Source organism: Pseudonocardia sp. (assembly GCF_025965585.1).
GTDB lineage: Bacteria > Actinomycetota > Actinomycetes > Mycobacteriales > Pseudonocardiaceae > Pseudonocardia.
The window spans coordinates 1-17,304 of the sequence record NZ_JAOPWR010000374.1; the positions used below are offsets into that span (position 1 = coordinate 1).

A 17,304-nucleotide genomic window follows, 5' to 3' on the forward strand; every position below is an offset into this window, starting at 1 on the left:
GCGCCTCGACTCGCGCGCACCCGGAGCCCGGCTCGCGTGCATCGGGGGCCCGACCCGCGGGCTGGGGGAAGTGGGTGGAGCCGGGCTCGTAGACTTGGTGGGGTGACCGACACCCTCCCACCGCGCACTGCCGACCTCCCTGCCCAGTGGAACCCGGGCGAGGTAGAGGCCGGCATGTACGAGCGCTGGGTCGATGCCGGCTACTTCACCGCCGACGCGTCCAGCGACAAGCCGTCGTTCAGCATCGTCATCCCGCCGCCGAACGTCACGGGCAGCCTGCACATCGGCCACGCCTTCGAGCACACGCTGATCGACATCCTGGTCCGGCGCCGCCGCATGCAGGGCTACGAGACGCTGTGGCTGCCCGGCATGGACCACGCGTCCATCGCCGTCCACGCGCTGGTCGAGCGCGCGTTGGCGGCCGAGGGCACCAGCCGTCGTGAGCTGGGCCGCGAGAAGTTCATCGAGCGCACCTGGCAATGGAAGGAAGAGCACGGCGGCAAGATCCTGGCTCAGATGCGCCGCCTCGGCGACAGCGTCGACTGGACGCGCGAGCGCTTCACCATGGACGAGCGCTCCAACCGCGCCGTCCTCACCATCTTCAAGCGCCTCTTCGACGACGGCCTGATCTACCGCGCGGAGCGGATGGTCAACTGGTCGCCGGAGATGCGCAGCGTCCTGTCCGACGTCGAGGTGGAGCACAAGGACGTCGAGGGCGAGCTCGTCTCCATGCGCTACGGCGACGGCGACGACGCCATCGTCGTGGCCACCACCCGCGTCGAGACGATGCTCGGTGACACCGCGATCGCCGTCCACCCCGACGATGCGCGCTACGCGCACATGGTCGGCAAGGAGATCGAGCTGCCGCTGGTCGGCCGGATGATCAAGATCGTGGCCGACGAGCACGTCGACCCGAGCTTCGGCACGGGCGCGGTCAAGGTCACCCCCGCCCACGACCCCAACGACTTCGAGATCGGCCGCCGACACAACCTGCCGATGCCGACGATCATGGACGAGACCGGGAAGATCGCGAACACGGGCACCGAGTTCGACGGGATGGACCGGTTCGAGGCGCGGGTGAAGGTCCGCGAGGCGCTCGCCGCCCAGGGCCGGATCGTCGCGGAGAAGCGGCCGTACATCCACAGCGTCGGGCACGCGTCGCGGGGCAAGTTCGAGCCCATCGAGCCGCGCCTGTCGCTGCAGTGGTTCGTCAAGGTCGGGCCGCTGGCCCAGGCCGCGGGCGACGCCGTCCGCACCGGCGACGTCACCGTCCACCCGAAGGAGCTCGAGCCGCGCTGGTTCGGCTGGGTCGACAACATGCACGACTGGTGCATCTCGCGCCAGCTGTGGTGGGGCCACCGCATACCCGTCTGGTACGGGCCGAACGGCGAGGTCGTCTGCCTCGGCCCCGACGAGGAGCCGCCGGCCGGCTACACCCAGGACGAGGACGTCCTCGACACCTGGTTCTCCTCGGGCCTGTGGCCGTTCAGCACCCTGGGCTGGCCCGACAAGACGCCCGACCTGGAGAAGTTCTACCCGACGTCCGTGCTGGTCACGGGCTACGACATCCTCTTCTTCTGGGTCGCCCGGATGATGATGTTCGGGCTCTACGCGAACGACGGGGTCCGGCCGTTCGACACCATCGCGCTGCACGGCATGGTCCGTGACCAGTACGGCAAGAAGATGTCGAAGACGGTCGGCAACACGGTCGATCCGAATCTCTGGATGGACTCCTACGGCACCGACGCGCTGCGGTTCGCGCTGGCCCGCGTGGCCAACCCGGGGACCGACGCGCCGATCGGCGAGGACAACGTCGCCGCGGCCCGCAACTTCGGCACGAAGCTGTGGAACGTCACGCGCTTCGCGCTGTCGAACGGCGCCTCGCCCGCGCTGCCGCTGCCGGCGCGGCCCAGCGCCGACGGTTCGCTCGCAGGCTCGCTCACCGACGCCGACGCCTGGATCCTCGGCAGGTTGCGGGAGGTCCGCGACCAGGTCGACGCGCTGCTGGAGGACTTCCAGTTCGCGAAGGCCACCGAGGCGCTCTACCACTTCACGTGGGACGAGTTCGCGTCCTGGTACGTCGAGCTGGCCAAGCCGCAGCTCGCCGACGACAGCACGGCCGACGGCACACGCGCCGTCCTCGGTCACGTCCTCGAAGCGCTGCTGCGCCTGCTGCACCCGATCAGCCCGTTCATCACCGAGGCGCTGTGGCAGGGGCTGACCGGTGGCGAGTCGGTCGTCGTCGCGGAGTGGCCCATCGCTCCCGGCGCGCCCGTCGACGCCGCCGCGGCCGCGCGGATCGACGACCTGCAGAAGCTGATCACCGAGGTCCGCCGGTTCCGCACCGAGCAGCGGGTGCCCGACAGCCGCCGCGTCTCCGCCCGCCTGGTCGGGCTGGACGAGGCGGGCCTGGGCGGGCACCGTCCGGCCGTCGCGTCGCTGGTCCGCCTCGACGCCGCGACCGGCGACTTCGCGCCCACCGCCACGCTGGAGGTGGCGCTGCGGGGCGGCACCGTGCAGGTCGAGCTCGACACCTCGGGTGCCATCGACGTGGCCGCCGAGCGCACCCGCCTTGGGCGCGACCTGGCCGCCGCGCAGAAGGAGCTCGACCAGGCCGACAAGAAGCTGGGCAACCCGAAGTTCGTCGACAAGGCACCCGCCGAGATCGTCGAGGGCATCCGCGCCCGCCGTGCGGTGGCGGAGGCCGACATCGAGCGGATCACGGCACGCCTGAACGCGCTGTCGTCATGACCGGTCCCGAGGACGAGGGTCCCGAGGGTGAGGGCGAGATCCCGTCGCCCGAGGACGCGGTGATCTCCCATGTCCTCGACGCGATCCGCGGCGGCGACTCGCCCGACGTCATCCCCGCGACGTCCACGGTCGCGAGCTACGCGGAGTTCCTCGGCGTCGAGGCCGAGCTGGACGAGCGCTGGCCCGAGACGGTCATGGAGCCGTCGATCGAGCGGATCTCCGCGCTCGTGGACGCGTTGGGCGAGCCGCACCGCGGATACCCGATCGTGCACCTGACCGGCACGAACGGGAAGACGTCCACGGCGCGGATGGTCGACGCCCTGCTCACCGAGATCGGGCTGCGCACCGGCCGCTACACGAGCCCGCACCTGCAGCGGGCCACCGAGCGGATCAACGTCGACAACCGTCCCGTCACGCCGGAGCGCTACGTCGAGCTGTACCGCGACGTGCAGCCCTTCGTCGACATCGTGGACGCCAAGCTCGGCGGACTCTCCAAGTTCGAGGTGCTCACCGCGATGGGCTTCGCCGCGTTCGCCGACGCGCCCGTCGAGGCGGGCGTCATCGAGGTCGGGCTCGGCGGCCGCTGGGACGCCACCAACGTCGCCGATGCGAACGTCGCCGTGATCACGCCGATCGGGCTGGACCACGCCGAGTTCCTCGGCACCGACGTGCTCGACATCGCTCGCGAGAAGGCCGGGATCATCAAGCCCGGCTCGGTCGCGGTGCTGGCCGCGCAGGACAAGGCCGTGGCCGAGGTGCTGATCGAGCGGTGCGTCGAGGTCGGGGCGCAGGTGGCCCGCGAGGGTGCCGAGTTCGGCGTGGCCGAGCGGGAGATCGCCGTGGGCGGGCAGCGGCTCGCACTGCGCGGCCTCTCCGGCATGTACGACGACATCTTCCTGCCGCTGCACGGCGAGCACCAGGCGTCCAACGCCGCGCTCGCCCTCGCCGCGGCCGAGGCGCTGATCGGGGCCGGACCCAAGCAGCCCCTCGACCCCGACGTCGTGCGCGACGCCTTTGCCGCGGTCCGCTCGCCGGGACGGCTGGAGCGGCTCGCGGCCGGCCAAGGCGTGCCCACGGTGCTCGCCGACGCCGCCCACAACCCGCACGGCGCCCGCGCGCTGGCCGCCGCGCTCACCACCGAGTTCCGGTTCACCCGGCTCGTCGGGGTGATCGGCGTGATGCGGGAGAAGGACGCCCGCGGCATCCTCGCCGAGCTGGAGCCCGTGCTGCAGGAGGTCGTGGTCACGGCCAACTCCTCGGCGCGCGCGATGGACGCCGACGAGCTCGGCGCCCTGGCCACCGAGGTGTTCGGGGCCGACCGCGTGAGCGTCGAGCCGTCGCTCGCCCGGGCCGTCGAGCAGGCGGGCGAGCTGGCCGAGGAGGGCGGCGAGTCCGGCGTCGGCGTGGTGGTCACCGGTTCGGTGGTGACCGTGGGGGAGACCCGCACGCTGTTCGGGCTGGAGCCGTCGTGACCGCCGACGCACTTCCTCCCGTGGAGGCGGCATCATGACCGCCGACGCACTTCCTCCCGTGGAGGCGGCATCATGACCGCACCCGTGCCCGACCCGATGAAGGGCATCCGCGGCGTCTTCGCGGCCACCCTGGTCCTCGAGGCCATCGTGGTGCTGCTGGCGCTGCTGGTGCTGCCCAAGTTCGGCGGCGGCGCCACCCCGCTCGGCGTCGGCGTGATCCTGGGCATCGCGGTGCTCATGATCGTCGGATCGGGGCTGCAGCGGCGCTCCTGGGGCCTGAAGTTCGCGCTGGTGCTGCAGGCGCTCACGATCGTCGCCGGCTTCGTGTTCGTGACGGCGCTGGGCGTGATGGGCATCGTCTTCGCGCTGGTGTTCGGCGGCCTGATCCTGATGCGCCGCGACGTCGCCCAGAAGATGGCCCGCGGCGAGCTACCCAGCCAGCAGGGCTGAGCGGTACTCCAGGTCGTCGGCCTGGCGCTGCCACTCCGCGGACGCGAGCTCGCCGCACGGCAGCTCCCGCAGGACGGCCACGACGCCGATGAGCGGGGCGGGCACGGAGGCGACGTAGTCGTCGACGGTCGTGTGGGTCATGCAGGTGAGACCGGCGGGTGGGCCGCAACTCGTCGCCGATACGCTGAGCGACGTGACTGAACGCACTCTGGTCCTCGTCAAGCCCGACGGCGTCGAGCGCAAGCTCATCGGCGAGGTCCTCGCCCGCATCGAGCGCAAGGGCCTCGACATCGTCGCCCTCGAGCTCCGCACCGTCGACCGCGAGACGGCCACCCAGCACTACGCCGAGCACGACGGCAAGCCCTTCTTCTCCTCGCTCCTGGAGTTCATCACCTCCGGCCCGGTGCTCTCCGCGGTGGTCGAGGGCCCGCGGGCGATCGCCGCCTGGCGCCAGCTCGCCGGCGGCACCGACCCCGTCGAGAAGGCCACCCCCGGCACCATCCGCGGCGACTTCGGCCTGGAGACGCAGTTCAACCTCGTCCACGGCTCCGACTCGTCCGAGAGCGCGGCCCGGGAGATCAAGCTCTGGTTCCCGGACCTCTGATGACCGGCCGGGCCTCGCCCGGTCGCCGGGCACGCTCTGGGCTGCCGTCACGCGGGCCGGTGCGCGATCGGATTCCTGCCGACGAGCCCGGGACGACATCGGCGCCGCCGCCGGCCAGGCCCGTGAGCTGGGCCTCGAGCAGCTTCTCCTGTCGGTGCGCGGCGACATGACCCCCGCCGGAGTTCTCCCGCGCGTGCGGCTGGACCGAGGCCGGCCTCGTCCGCGGCGAGCTCCGGCTGGGCGGTGAGCGGCGCGACGATCACGGCTCCGGCCCGAGCTGAGACATCGCTGAATCTCTCGAGCGACTCGGGTAGCCCTGCCGCTCGGGCGGGTCGATGATGTGCGCATGACGGTCCTCTCCCCGCGCTCCGCCCGCGTCGACATCGTGCGGAGCGCCGTGGTGGCGTTGCTCGCCGTCGTCCAGACCGTGGTCGCAGGCCTCGGCGGGAGTGGTGTCGCGGGGCAGTCCATCGGGGTCGTCGCCAACGCCTACCGCACACCCCTGCTGGCCGCGGGATGGGCGTTCGCGATCTGGGCGCCGATCTACGTCGGGTTCCTCGCCTACGCCGTCTACCAGCTGCTCCCGAGCCAGCGGGACCGCGAGATCCACCGGCGCACCGGCTGGTGGATGGCCGCGTCGGCGGTGTTCAACCCGGTGTGGATCCTGAGCTTCGGCGGGCACGCCATCCTGCTCTCGGAGCTCGTCATCATCGCGCTCCTGGTGACGCTGGCCGTCGTGTTCGGGAGGCTGAGCCACGAGCCCGCCGCCGACGTACGCGAGCGCGTGCTGCTCCGCGGTCCGGTGGCGCTCTACACGGGCTGGGTCTCCCTCGCCATCGTGCTCGGCACGGCCGCCACCGGCGTCTGGGCGGGCCTGCCCGGCCAGAACGCGCTCGCCGCCATCGCCGCGGTCGTCGTGCTGCTCGCCGTCGCCGCCATCGTCGCGTGGGTGGTGTTGTCGGGCACCGCCGTCGTCGCCTACGCGGTGGCCACCGTGTGGGCGCTCGCGGGCATCGCGCTCAACGACCCGCCCGGCGCCGTCGTGGTGACGGGGGCGATCGCGATCGTCATCGTGCTGGCAGCCACGGCCCGCCGCCTGACCACCGCCGGCAACCCGATGCGCGCCGCCTGGGGCTGATCGCAGGGCTCCGCCTTGCGAGCCACCGCCCGGATCCCGCGATCACCTCCAGCCACCACGCCCTGCCCGCGCCCGCAGCGGGGCCAGGGCCGAGGTGGCGGGCAGCCACCACAGGGCCGGCCCGTCCGGGTCGGTCAGTGCCAGTACGACCGCCGTCGGGGGCCGTGAGCAGGTCGGACACCGCGGCGGCGACGTCGAGGACCGTGCCGGCGACGAGCAGGGCGGGAGCGTTGCGGGTCGCGGGCACCGTGCCTCCTGCCGTCCGGTGCGACGACGGCCGTGCCGCTGACGACCTGTCGGGAAGACGAATTCGGTGGTCACGTCGCCCGGTGCGCCGCGTACCGTGACGCCCGGGCCGGGTCGATCGGCCCGGAAGCGGAGGAGGCCAGCATGACCGCCAGCCAGATGATCACCGGCAGCATCGTCGCCCTCGTCACCCCGATGCGGGACGACGGCTCGGTCGACCACGAGGCGCTGGCCAAGGTCGTGGACCGGCAGATCGAGGCCGGCACCTCCGCGATCGTGTCGGTCGGCACCACCGGCGAGTCGGCCACCCTCGACGTCACCGAGCACACCGACGTCATCCGCCGCACCATCGACGTCGCCGCGGGCCGTGTGCCGATCATCGCGGGCACCGGCGCCAACAGCACCAGCGAGGCCATCCACCTGACGCAGGCCGCGAAGGCCGCCGGTGCCGACGCCGCGCTGCTCGTCACGCCGTATTACAACAAGCCTCCGCAGGAGGGCCTCTACCGGCACTTCAAGGCCGTCGCGGAGGCCGTGGACATCCCGCAGATCCTCTACAACGTGCCCGGGCGCACGGCCGTCGACATGCTGCCCTCGACGGTCGCGCGGCTGGCCGAGGTGCCCAACATCATCGGCATCAAGGAGGCGCTGGGCGACCTCGACCGCGTCCGCGACCTCGTCGCGCTGGGCTTGGCGGACTTCGCCCTCTACTCCGGCGACGACGCCACGGCCCGGGCCAGCATCCTGGCCGGCTTCCACGGCGACATCTCGGTGACGGCCAACGTCGCGCCCGAGGCCATGGCGCGGATGTGCGCCGCGGCCCTCGCCGGCGACGACGAGCTCGCCGCCACGATCGACGCCGACATCGCGGGGCTGCACCGTTCGCTGTTCGTCGAGCCGAACCCGATCCCGGTGAAGTGGGCGCTTGCGGAGATGGGACTCATGGAGGGCGGCATCCGCCTCCCCCTGGTGCCCCTCGACGAGGCGTACCACGAGGACGTGCGCGCCTCGCTGCGCTCCGCAGGCCTGCTCTAGCCGGCCAGGGGCACGAGGTAGCGCCGCGCGAAGCCGCGGATCTCCTCGTCGGTCCGCAGGGGAGGCCGGCGATCGCGTCGTCGAGCGTGAGGAGGCAGCGCAGGCACTCGCGCAGCAGCACCGCCTCGACGAGCGTCTGCCTGGTGGGGAAGGACGCCACCTCGGCTCGCGCGCGCCGTTGGGTCGACCCGCGTGCCGGATCGTGGCGGCGCGCGGGTGGGGAGGCCGGGTGGTGGGTGCGGGGCTACCCTGGGTCAGCGTGACTGTCGCGTCCGTTTTCCCGGAGCTCGAAGCCCTGCTCCCGCGCGTCTCGAAGCCGGTGCAGTACGTCGGCGGCGAGCTGAACGCACAGAGCAAGGACTGGGAGTCCGTCGCAGTGCGGTGGGCCCTGATGTACCCCGACGCGTACGAGGTGGGCCTGCCCAACCAGGGCGTCCAGATCCTCTACGAGGTCCTCAACGAGCGCGCCGACGCCCTCGCCGAGCGCTGCTACGCCGTGTGGCCCGACCTCGAGGCCCTCATGCGCGAGCACGGCGTGCCGGCGTTCACCGTCGACTCGCACCGGCCCGTCGGGGCCTTCGACCTGCTCGGCGTCAGCTTCTCGACCGAGCTCGGCTACACCAACCTGCTGACGGCGCTCGACCTCGCGGGTGTGCCGCTGCACGCCGTCGACCGCGACGAGACGCACCCCGTGGTCGTCGCGGGCGGGCACGCCGCCTTCAACCCCGAGCCGATCGCCCGCTTCGTCGATGTCGCGGCGATCGGCGACGGCGAGGAGGTCGTCGGTGACATCACCGACCTCGTCCGCGAGTGGAAGGCGCAGGGCCGCCCGGGTGGCCGCCACGAGCTGCTGCTGCGCCTGGCGGAGACCGAGGGCTGCTACGTCCCGTCGTTGTACGCCGTCGAGTACGCCGAGGACGGCGCCATCGCGTCGGTCACGCCCACCGAGGACCGCGTCCCCCGCACCGTCACCAAGCGCACCACCACCGAGCTCGACGAGTGGCCCTACCCGAAGGCTCCGCTGGTGCCGCTGGCCGAGACCGTGCACGAGCGCGCCAGCGTGGAGATCTTCCGCGGCTGCACGCGCGGCTGCCGCTTCTGCCAGGCCGGGATGATCACCCGCCCGGTGCGGGAGCGGTCGCTGGAGGGCATCGGCAAGATGGTCGACGCCTCGGTGCGCGCCACCGGGTTCGACGAGGTCGGGCTGCTGTCGCTGAGCTCCGCCGACCACTCCGAGATCGCGGAGATCACCAAGGGCCTGGCCGACCGCTACGAGGGCACCAACACCTCGCTGTCGCTGCCCTCCACCCGTGTCGACGCGTTCAACATCGACCTCGCCAACGAGATCAGCCGCAACGGCCGCCGCTCCGGGCTGACGTTCGCCCCCGAGGGCGGTTCCGAGCGCATCCGCCGGGTGATCAACAAGATGGTGTCGGAGGAGGATCTCATCCGCACCGTCAGCGAGGCGTTCGCGCAGGGCTGGCGGCAGGTGAAGCTCTACTTCATGTGCGGCCTGCCCACCGAGGAGGACGAGGACGTCCTCGAGATCGCGGGCATGGCGCACCGCGTCATCAAGGCGGGGCGCGAGGCGTCGGGCCGCAACGACGTGCGCTGCACCATCTCCATCGGCGGGTTCGTGCCCAAGCCCCACACCCCGTTCCAGTGGACCGCGCAGTGCCACCCCGACGTCGTCGACGACCGGCTGCGCAAGCTGCGCGCCGCCGTCAACAGCGACCGGAAGCTCGGCCGCAACATCGGCATGCGCTACCACGACGGGCAGCCGTCGCTGATCGAGGGACTGCTCGCGCGGGGCGACCGCCGAATCGGCGCCGTCATCGAGCGGGTGTGGCGCGAGGGCGGCCGCTTCGACGGCTGGAGCGAGCACTTCTCCTACGAGCGCTGGACGGGCGCCGCCGCCGCCGAGCTGGAGCCGATGGGCGTCTCGCTCGACTGGTACACCACCCGCGAGCGCGGGCAGGAGGAGATCCTGCCATGGGATCATCTCGACTCCGGCCTGGAGCGCGACTGGCTCTGGGACGACTGGCAGGACGCGCTCGCCGGCCGTGAGCAGGACGACTGCCGCTGGACGCCGTGCTTCGACTGCGGCGTGTGCCCGTCCACCGGCACCGACATCGAGGTGGGCCCCAGCGGCACCACGCTGCTGCCCCTGACCGTGGTGAACCCCCTCAGTGGCGGCTGACTACTCGAACCAGCCTGTTCGCGACTTCACGATCAGGGTCGCCGACGAGCGCGACATGGCCGCCCTCGCGGCGCTCCGCCGGTCCTGGCTGGAGGAGCGCGGCGGGGCGCCCATCGAGGACCCCGGCTTCGAGGCGGCCTTCGAGCAGTGGTGGCGCGTCGAGCTGCCGCGCCGCACGTTCTGGCTGGCCGAGGTGGGCACGCCCCGGAGCGGGTTCACCGCGATCGGGTCCCTCAACGTCGTCGAGATCGTGCACATGCCGCGTCCCGGAGCCCGTGGCGGGAGGATCGGGCACGTGGGCAACGCCTTCGTGCTCGCGTCGTTCGCCGGTCGGGGAGTGCCCGGAGCGCTGCTGAACGCCGCGATCGATCACGCGCGCGAGCGCCGCTACCGCCGCCTGCTGCTCGCCCCCACGTCCGGGAGCGCGGCGTTCTACCGGCGGGCAGGCTTCACGTCGGCGGGGGAGTCGCTGCTGTCGGTGGACCCGTCCGCTCCCTGACATCACCCAGAAGTGGCGTCCGGGGTGAAAACGGACGAAGCTCGCACCACCCCACGAGGAGGTGGCGCGTGTCCGAGGTGAACGACCCAGCGGTGGACGACAAGGTGGCCGTCCCGGTCCGCACGCTCGGCAGGTTCGGGCTCGTGGCGTACGGGGCGGTGCACGTCCTCATCGCCGCGCTCGTCGTGCAGGTCGCGTTCGGGGACAGGGAGCGGGCCGACAAGAAGGGCGCCCTGCAGCAGATCGGGGAGACCGGGCCCGGCGTCGTGCTGCTGTGGGTGGTGACGGCTGGGCTCGTCGCGCTCGTGGTGTGGCAGCTCGCGGAGGCGGTCCTCGGCCACACCGGGGTGCCGACGTCGCAGCGGGCGCTGCGGATCGCCGTCAACCTCGCCGAGGCCGCGATCTTCGGCGTGCTCGCGTACTCGGCGGGATCGATCGCGGCGTCCGGTGGCCGGGCCACGGCGAAGCCGTCGTTCGCCCAGGTCGTGTTCGGGCTGCCGGGCGGCGGCTGGCTCGTCGGGCTGGCCGGGGTCGGGCTCGTCGCCGGCGGGGCCTTCGCGGTGTGGCGTGGGGTCACCCGCGCCTTCCTGCGCGAGCTGGACCTGAGCGGGGCGGGGCTGAACCGGTCGCGTCTCGTGACGAGGGTCGGGCAGGTCGGATGGACGGCGCTGGCGGCGGTCTACGGGATCCCCGGGGTGCTGCTCGTCGTCGCCGCGGTGCGGCACGCCCCGGCCCAGCCGGTGGGCCTCGACTCCGGGCTGAAGGCGCTTGCCGGGCAGCCGTTCGGCCCGGTGCTCCTGCTCGTGCTCGCGGCGGGGCTCGTGGCGTTCGGCGTGCACTGCCTGTTCGACGCCCGCTACCGGCGCGCCTGACGCCTCGTCTCACAGGTCGGCTCTGGCGCCCCACTCCTGCGGGGAGGTGTACTGCAGGATGTTGTAGAGCCGCTTCTGCACCGTGGATATCTCCCGGACCGACTGCGCCACGAGGCTGCGGTCCAGGGGGGCGAGGCGGCGCATCCAGACGACGTCGGACACCCGCTCGCCACGCTCGAACTGGGCGAGCTGCTGGCGCAGGCGGACCCGTTGCAGCACCTCGAACACCTCGATCAGGGTCTGGGCCTGCTCGGTGGGCAGCAGCATCGACCCGGACGCTGCCGACAGCCTCGCCCTGGTCGACAGCTCCGGAGAGCGCACGGACAGCGCCGCCCAGCGGGCGATCTCGACGACGGGCCGCAGCGCGTGGGTCTTGAGGTCGAACGTTCCGCCGCGGCCGGCCAGCACGTCGCGGACCGACCGGAGCTGGGCCCGGTGCGACAGCGACTCCCGCACCAGCAGCTTCATCGTGCCCGGGTGGTCGCGGACGTCGGCGAACACCTCGTTCACCACCGGCTGGGCCGGGTCGCCCTGGATCGGCCGGCCGTCGAGCAGCAGCGACGCCATCAGCATGCCCTGGTCGTCCAGCGGGCTGACGAGCCACTGCTGCGCGGCGGCGCGCCACTGCGACCGGGTGCGGGAGAACGCGGGCGAGCCCGGTGTGGCCCCGTGCCGGTCGACCCGCAGGCCCGCCCGCCGCAGCACGTCCGCCACCTCGGCGAACGCGCTGCGGTAGGCGGCGGCGCGGGCGGGGGTGTCCACCGACTCGGCGAACACCACGGCGGAGTCGATGTCGGAGCCGAGCGTCGGCTCGCGGCGGCCGTTGCTGCCCAGCAGCATCCAGGTGACCTCGGCCTCGTCGAGCTCCGGTCGCCCGGCCAGCACCAGCGACAGCACGCGTCGCTGGATCGCGTCCAGGACGGTCGAGTACACCGCGGTGGTCTCCGACGCCTCCCGGCGCTGCCGGACCAGGTCGCCGAGGAGCACGGGCAGCTGCCGGGCGAGCGCCACGACCTGGTCGGCCGACCCGGCCCGCCGCACGTTCTCGCGCAGCACCATCCCCGCGCCCGAGGGCGAGGTCAGGAAGTCCTGCGGGTCGACGGCCCCGCGCAGCTCGCCCGACGCGTCGACCACCAGCAGGTGGTCCAGTCGGTGCTCGGCGAGCTGGTGCAGGACATCGGCGGTGGGCGTGCCGGCGCGTGCCGTCATCGCCCGCCGGATCATGACGTCCGCGACCGGGGTGTCGCCGGGCCGTCCGGCGGCGACGACGTGCTCCCGCAGCACGGTGTCGGTCAGCATGCCGAACTGCCCGTTGCCCTGCGGGACCGCCAGGTAGCTGCTGGACCGCTCGGTCATCACCCTGGCAGCCTCGGTGACGGTCATGTCGGCCTCCCCGATGACCGGGGCGGACACGACCAGCTCGTCGACCGTGCGGAACCGCGGCGGCACCTGTGGGCGCACGCGGTCCACGGAGAGGTCCTGTACGAGGAAGCGGACGCCGTCCGGCGACGAGAACACCGACGCGACGCCCTTCCGCGGGATCTCGACGAGCCGCACCGGGCCCAGGGCGACCGCCCGCGGGCCGACTGCGGCGCCGGTCAGCGCCGTGGAGTGCCCGAACACGCAGCCCGGGCCGATGATCTCGTCGGCGGGCTCGTCCTGCGCGCCACCGGTCGTCCAGAGCTCCACCTGGCCCGTCATGACGACGAACAGGTCCTCGCCCGGCGTCGTGAAGGCGTCCAGGATCAGGGCGCCGGCCGGATGGTCGACGACCCGGGCTGCCGCGGCGACGCTCTCGAGCTCCGACTCGGACAGGGAGCAGAACGGCGGGTTCGCGCCCAGGAACCTCGCGAGACCGTCCACGTGGCCTTGCCCTCCCTACCCCCGGCAGACGAGCACCGTACGTCCGGGGACGTCCGGACGTACGGTGCCGTGGCCGGTCGCCCGGCGGGTCAGACCTTCGGCTCCGACGGGTAGGTGGGACCGGTGTCCGACCACACGGGGCCGATCTGGCCGCCGGTGTTGGCGATGACCTTCGGTTTGGCGATGAACCAGCCGGCGGACAGCAGCAGGGCGATGACCGGGATCCCGATCACCACCACGATGAAGTTGGTCTTGTGCCAGAACTCGTCCGAGCTCTGCCAGCCGGAGACGGCCATGCCGACGATCACCAGCCCCAGGAAGACCAGGCCGACGTAGCTGGTCCAGGGTGACCCCGGCATCTGGAACGGGCTCCTCGGGACGACGCCCTTCTCGACGAGCTGCCGCAGCCGGATCTGGCACAGGAAGATCGACGCCCACGTGAAGACGACACCGATGGCCGCCGCCTCGAGCGCCGTCTCGAACGCGTCGGGGTCGACGGCGTTGAGGAGCGCACCGAGCACGTAGATCACCGAGGTCATCACGATGCCGGCCCACGGGACGCCGGACGCGCTCATCTTCAGGGTGAAGGGCGGAGCCTGCTTGCTCATCCCGAGGCTGCGCAGGACGCGCCCGGTGGAGTAGAGCCCGGAGTTGAGGCTGGACATCGCGGCGACGATGAGGATGGCCTGGACCAGGTCGCCCATCCAGTTCAGCCCCAGCGCCCCGAACACGGTGACGAACGGGCTGGTCCCGCTGGTGTACTCCGACGTCGGCAGCATGCAGACCAGCAACAGGATCGACCCGCAGTAGAAGACGCCGATCCGGAAGATCACCGCGTTGACGGCCTTGGGCACCTCGCGCTTGGGGTCGGCCATCTCTCCCGCCGCGACACCCACCATCTCGATGGCCGAGTAGGCGAACACGACACCCGACATCACCAGGATCGGGCCGTACCAGGCGAAGTCGCCCGACGCGGGCCAGAAGCCGCCCGGGTTGGACCAGAGGTTGGAGACGCCGGCCGCGTGCCCGCCGAGGTCGAACCGGCCGATGACCACGACGAGGCCCACCACGAGGAACAGGACGATGGCGCCGACCTTGAGCACCGAGGCCCAGAACTCGAACTCGCCGAAGGCCTTCGCCGAGAGCAGGTTGACGACCAGCACCACCGCGAGCGCGATCAGCACCGTCAGCCAGCTGGGCATGTTCGGCAGCCAGTGCTTGACGTAGACGCCGACGGCGGAGAGCTCGGCGATCCCGGTCAGCGCCCAGTTGAGCCAGTACATCCAGCCGGTCACGTACGCGGCCTTCTCGCCGAAGAACTCGCGCATCCACGACACGAAGGCCCCGGACGTGGCACGGTGCAGCACCAGCTCACCGAGCGCGCGCATGAGCAGGTACGCGATCACCCCGACGAAGGCGTAGCTGAGCACCAGGGCCGGCCCGGTGCTGTGCAGGCGCGAGGCGGACCCGAGGAAGAGGCCCGTGCCGATCGCGCCGCCGATGGCGATCATCTGGACCTGGCGCCGGCCCAGTGACTGCTTGTACCCCTCCTGCTCCGCATTGAGGCTGTCGCTGTGACTGAGGGTTTCTGTCATCCGGTTCCCCGATCGCCTGCTGTCCGTGCGCCGACCCCCCGCTGGCTGTGGCGCCGTGGAACGGAGACTAAATGCAGTCCGGATCATCGGCCTGCGCTGCCGGGTTACACGCCTGGGCGACCCCGTGTCCGGATGGCCGGAAAAGCGACGGCGGTGGACACCGGCCCCGTCCCGCTGAACGCGGGCTCCCGTGCCGCGCTCGCGCGGCTCACGGGCGGCTGGGCTCCGGCGCTCAGAACGTCCCGGCCTCCCGACCCAGCGCCTCGGCCAGCGCGCCGAGCGCCTGCTCCTCGCCGGTCACCTTGATCGCGAGCATCCCGAGCGCAGCGGCCGGCTTGTAGTTGATGCCGAGGTCGTCCAGGTACACGCACTGCGCGGGGTGCGCGTCCAGCGCCTCGCACGCCATCGCGTAGATGCGCGGATCCGGCTTCCGGATGCCGATCCTGCTGCTCTCCACGACGTGGTCGAAGCGGGCCATCACGTCGGCGATCGCCGACGCCTTCCCGGCGGTGGCGGACATCCGGGCGCCGTGGCCGGACGGCACGTTGTTGGTGATGCAGCCGAGCCGGTAGCCGTCGGTCTTCAACCGGTCGAGCGCCGCGACCATCCGCGGCCGGATCTCGCCCGACAGCAGCGCCAGCACATCCCGCCCGGGCAGGTCGTGGCCGAGGGCGCGCGCCTCCTCGGCGAAGAGCGTGTCGAACCGGGCCGCGTCGATCTCGGCCCGTTCGAAGAGGGCCCAGGCGTTGCAGTCCGGGTTCGTCGCGTTGATCCGCCGGACGAGATCGCGGGGGAGCCCGCGCCGGGCCTCCATCCCGGCGAACGCCTCGAACGGCGACGAGGTGATCACCCCGCCGAAGTCGAAGATCACGGTGGAACGGTCGTTCATGCGGTGCGCCGGGGCGCGGTGCTGGACATCGGTTGCGTCTCCTCGTCGGCGGATAAGGACGCTACAAGACCCGTAGAGCACTCCGCCGCCTTCTGGGCCGCCTTCTGGGCCTGACATCCAGGAGGGCGCGGCCCGCTGCGGTGACACCGGTGAGTGCGGACATCTGCACCGGCCGTCACAACGAGGAGTGCGCCGCCTACGCTGCTCGCATGGCCCGTCCACGCCCGGGAGAGGCAGCCAACCCCGCTCCGCCCACGGTGCAGCGTGTCCGTCTGCGCTTCGCGAAGCGCGGCCGGTTGCGCTTCCTCTCCCACCGTGACGTGGCACGCAGCTTCGAACGCGCGGTGCGACGGGCCGGCGTGCCCGTCTCGCACTCGCACGGATTCAGCCCGCATCCGCGTCTGTCCTGGGTGGGGGCCGCGCCCACCGGCTCGGCCAGCGAGGCGGAGTACCTGGAGATCGGCCTGACCCGCGTCGTCGACATCGCGGCGCTGGCCACCGCCCTGGACGCGGCGCTGCCCGCAGGCCTGGACATCCTCGACGCGGCCGTCGCCGAGGGGGCCTCACTGCCCGACCGGATCGACGCGAGCCGCTGGGTCGTCGAGCTGCCCGGCGTCGAGCCCGAGGCCCTGCGCGCCGCCCTCGACGCCCTGCTGGCGCAGGAGTCGGTGGTCGTCGAGCGCGTCACCCCGTCCGGGCGGCGGCAGATCGACGTCAGGGCCGCGCTCGCGCATGCTTCGGTGCTCGACGCGGAGCCGTCACGCGACGCGCCGTCGGCTTTCTCACGGCCGAGCGCCGCCGCCCCGGCTGCAGTCTGTGCGACAATGGCGGCGGTAGTACGGCAGACGACACCCGCCGTTCGACCCGACGACGTGTTGGGTGCACTCGACGTTGTCGCAGGCCTCAGGCTTCCGGCGCCCGCCAAGGCGACCCGGACGGCCCAGGGACTGCTCGACGACCGAGGCGACCTGGCCGACCCACTCGGCTCCGACCGGGTCACCACCCGGGCCTGATCGGGGGGTCGGTTCTCGCGCGACGTCGAGAACACCCACCTCCCCGGTGGAGCGAGACAAGGATTGCTCGCCGCGTACCGCGTGGTGAGAGAACTGCACGTGCCCCTGTGCGGCCGCCTTCACACCTGTTGAGGGCGCCCGGGGGCGAAGGAGCTGAATGTCGAATAGCGATGTGCCCGCCGGCAGCCCCGGCGGGCCGACGACCGTACCCACCCAGAACGCCGCCCTGTCCGAGCTGCCCGACAAGATGCGGGTCCACGCGCTCGCGAAGCTGCTGGGCCGATCGAGCCGCGAGATCATCGCCGCGCTCGGGGGGCTCGGTGTCGAGATCAAGAGCGCCCAGTCCAGCATCGACCGCAAGGTCGCCGAGCAGGTCGTGACGGCACTGGTCACAGACATCCCGGCCACTGCCACCCCCGGCGCCACCCCGGACTCCGCCGCAGCCACTGCCGCGGCCCCCGAAGCCGCGGTCCCCGAAGCTGCGGCTCCCGAAGCTCCGGCCTCGGAGGCCCCGGAGGCCCCGGTCGAGGTTGCCCCGGCCGCGCCCGAGTCGTCCCTCGAGGCTCCGGCCGCGAAGGCTCCCGCGGGCCTGGCCCCCGTCTTCGCGCCGCCCGCGCCGCTGTTCCAGCCGCCGACGCGCCCGACGCGCACCCGCCGCCGTGCCGCCGAGCCCGCCG

Annotated in this window: 15 protein-coding genes; 11 read left to right on the top strand and 4 right to left on the bottom strand. The window is 72.3% G+C overall.

Features of this window, described 5'->3' with window-relative positions:
- The first annotated feature begins 102 nt into the window (after nucleotides 1-102).
- From JWR81_RS23060 to JWR81_RS23070, 3 genes are all read left to right on the top strand, one after another.
- Complete coding sequence (locus JWR81_RS23060) at nucleotides 103-2,751, top strand: valine--tRNA ligase (protein ID WP_297656864.1); 2,649 nt, start codon at nucleotides 103-105, stop codon at nucleotides 2,749-2,751.
- On the top strand, nucleotides 2,748-4,223 hold the full coding sequence (locus JWR81_RS23065) for a folylpolyglutamate synthase/dihydrofolate synthase family protein (RefSeq protein WP_297656868.1): 1,476 nt from the start codon (nucleotides 2,748-2,750) through the stop codon (nucleotides 4,221-4,223). The genes JWR81_RS23060 and JWR81_RS23065 overlap by 4 nt, the downstream gene beginning before the upstream one ends.
- Nucleotides 4,224-4,295: 72 nt before the next feature.
- On the top strand, nucleotides 4,296-4,673 hold the full coding sequence (locus JWR81_RS23070) for a DUF4233 domain-containing protein (protein WP_297656871.1): 378 nt from the start codon (nucleotides 4,296-4,298) through the stop codon (nucleotides 4,671-4,673).
- Here the strand turns inward: JWR81_RS23070 and JWR81_RS23075 are convergent.
- The gene (locus tag JWR81_RS23075; RefSeq protein ID WP_297656874.1) at nucleotides 4,653-4,814 is read right to left on the bottom strand and encodes a hypothetical protein; all 162 of its coding nucleotides are present in this window, start codon (nucleotides 4,812-4,814) and stop codon (nucleotides 4,653-4,655) included. The genes JWR81_RS23070 and JWR81_RS23075 overlap by 21 nt on opposite strands.
- A 52-nt stretch (nucleotides 4,815-4,866) precedes the next feature.
- Here JWR81_RS23075 and ndk point away from each other — a divergent pair, with 52 nt between their 5' ends.
- The 6 genes from ndk to JWR81_RS23105 all read left to right on the top strand — a co-directional run bounded on the left by ndk (nucleotide 4,867) and on the right by JWR81_RS23105 (nucleotide 11,267).
- Nucleotides 4,867-5,277: a nucleoside-diphosphate kinase gene (ndk, locus tag JWR81_RS23080; RefSeq protein WP_297656885.1), complete on the top strand. Its 411-nt coding sequence runs from the start codon at nucleotides 4,867-4,869 to the stop codon at nucleotides 5,275-5,277.
- A gap of 346 nt (nucleotides 5,278-5,623) precedes the next feature.
- Entirely contained in the window at nucleotides 5,624-6,415 is a 792-nt protein-coding gene (locus tag JWR81_RS23085) for a tryptophan-rich sensory protein (RefSeq protein ID WP_297656888.1), read from the top strand.
- A 405-nt stretch (nucleotides 6,416-6,820) separates the two neighbouring features.
- Entirely contained in the window at nucleotides 6,821-7,696 is an 876-nt protein-coding gene (gene dapA, locus JWR81_RS23090) for a 4-hydroxy-tetrahydrodipicolinate synthase (RefSeq protein ID WP_367278834.1), read from the top strand.
- Nucleotides 7,697-7,955: 259 nt separating this feature from the next.
- Entirely contained in the window at nucleotides 7,956-9,896 is a 1,941-nt protein-coding gene (locus JWR81_RS23095) for a TIGR03960 family B12-binding radical SAM protein (protein ID WP_297656891.1), read from the top strand.
- On the top strand, nucleotides 9,886-10,395 hold the full coding sequence (locus JWR81_RS23100; protein ID WP_297656893.1) for a GNAT family N-acetyltransferase: 510 nt from the start codon (nucleotides 9,886-9,888) through the stop codon (nucleotides 10,393-10,395). Before JWR81_RS23095 ends, JWR81_RS23100 begins: the two co-directional genes overlap by 11 nt.
- A gap of 68 nt (nucleotides 10,396-10,463) precedes the next feature.
- Nucleotides 10,464-11,267 carry a DUF1206 domain-containing protein gene (locus JWR81_RS23105; RefSeq protein ID WP_297656894.1) on the top strand — a complete coding sequence of 268 codons (804 nt, stop codon included), beginning with the start codon at nucleotides 10,464-10,466 and terminating at the stop codon, nucleotides 11,265-11,267.
- 9 nt (nucleotides 11,268-11,276) lie between these two features.
- Here the strand turns inward: JWR81_RS23105 and JWR81_RS23110 are convergent, their stop codons facing one another.
- The 3 genes from JWR81_RS23110 to JWR81_RS23120 form a co-directional block, all read right to left on the bottom strand.
- Nucleotides 11,277-13,130, bottom strand: a complete 1,854-nt coding sequence (locus JWR81_RS23110) for a putative nucleotidyltransferase substrate binding domain-containing protein (protein WP_297656896.1) — start codon at nucleotides 13,128-13,130, stop codon at nucleotides 11,277-11,279.
- Between the two features lie 89 nt (nucleotides 13,131-13,219).
- A complete protein-coding gene (locus JWR81_RS23115) occupies nucleotides 13,220-14,725 on the bottom strand; it encodes an amino acid permease (RefSeq protein ID WP_297656898.1) in 1,506 nt (501 codons plus the stop codon).
- A gap of 232 nt (nucleotides 14,726-14,957) precedes the next feature.
- Nucleotides 14,958-15,614 (bottom strand): HAD-IA family hydrolase, encoded by a 657-nt coding sequence (locus JWR81_RS23120; protein ID WP_297656901.1) that lies wholly within the window; start codon nucleotides 15,612-15,614, stop codon nucleotides 14,958-14,960.
- Nucleotides 15,615-15,823: 209 nt separating this feature from the next.
- Between JWR81_RS23120 and JWR81_RS23125 the strand changes: the two genes are divergently transcribed.
- The gene (locus JWR81_RS23125) at nucleotides 15,824-16,627 is read left to right on the top strand and encodes a TIGR03936 family radical SAM-associated protein (protein ID WP_297656903.1); all 804 of its coding nucleotides are present in this window, start codon (nucleotides 15,824-15,826) and stop codon (nucleotides 16,625-16,627) included.
- Nucleotides 16,628-16,784: 157 nt separating this feature from the next.
- Nucleotides 16,785-17,304, top strand: a 520-nt coding sequence (locus JWR81_RS23130; RefSeq protein ID WP_297656905.1) for a translation initiation factor IF-2 N-terminal domain-containing protein, incomplete at its 3' end; no start/stop codon positions are given.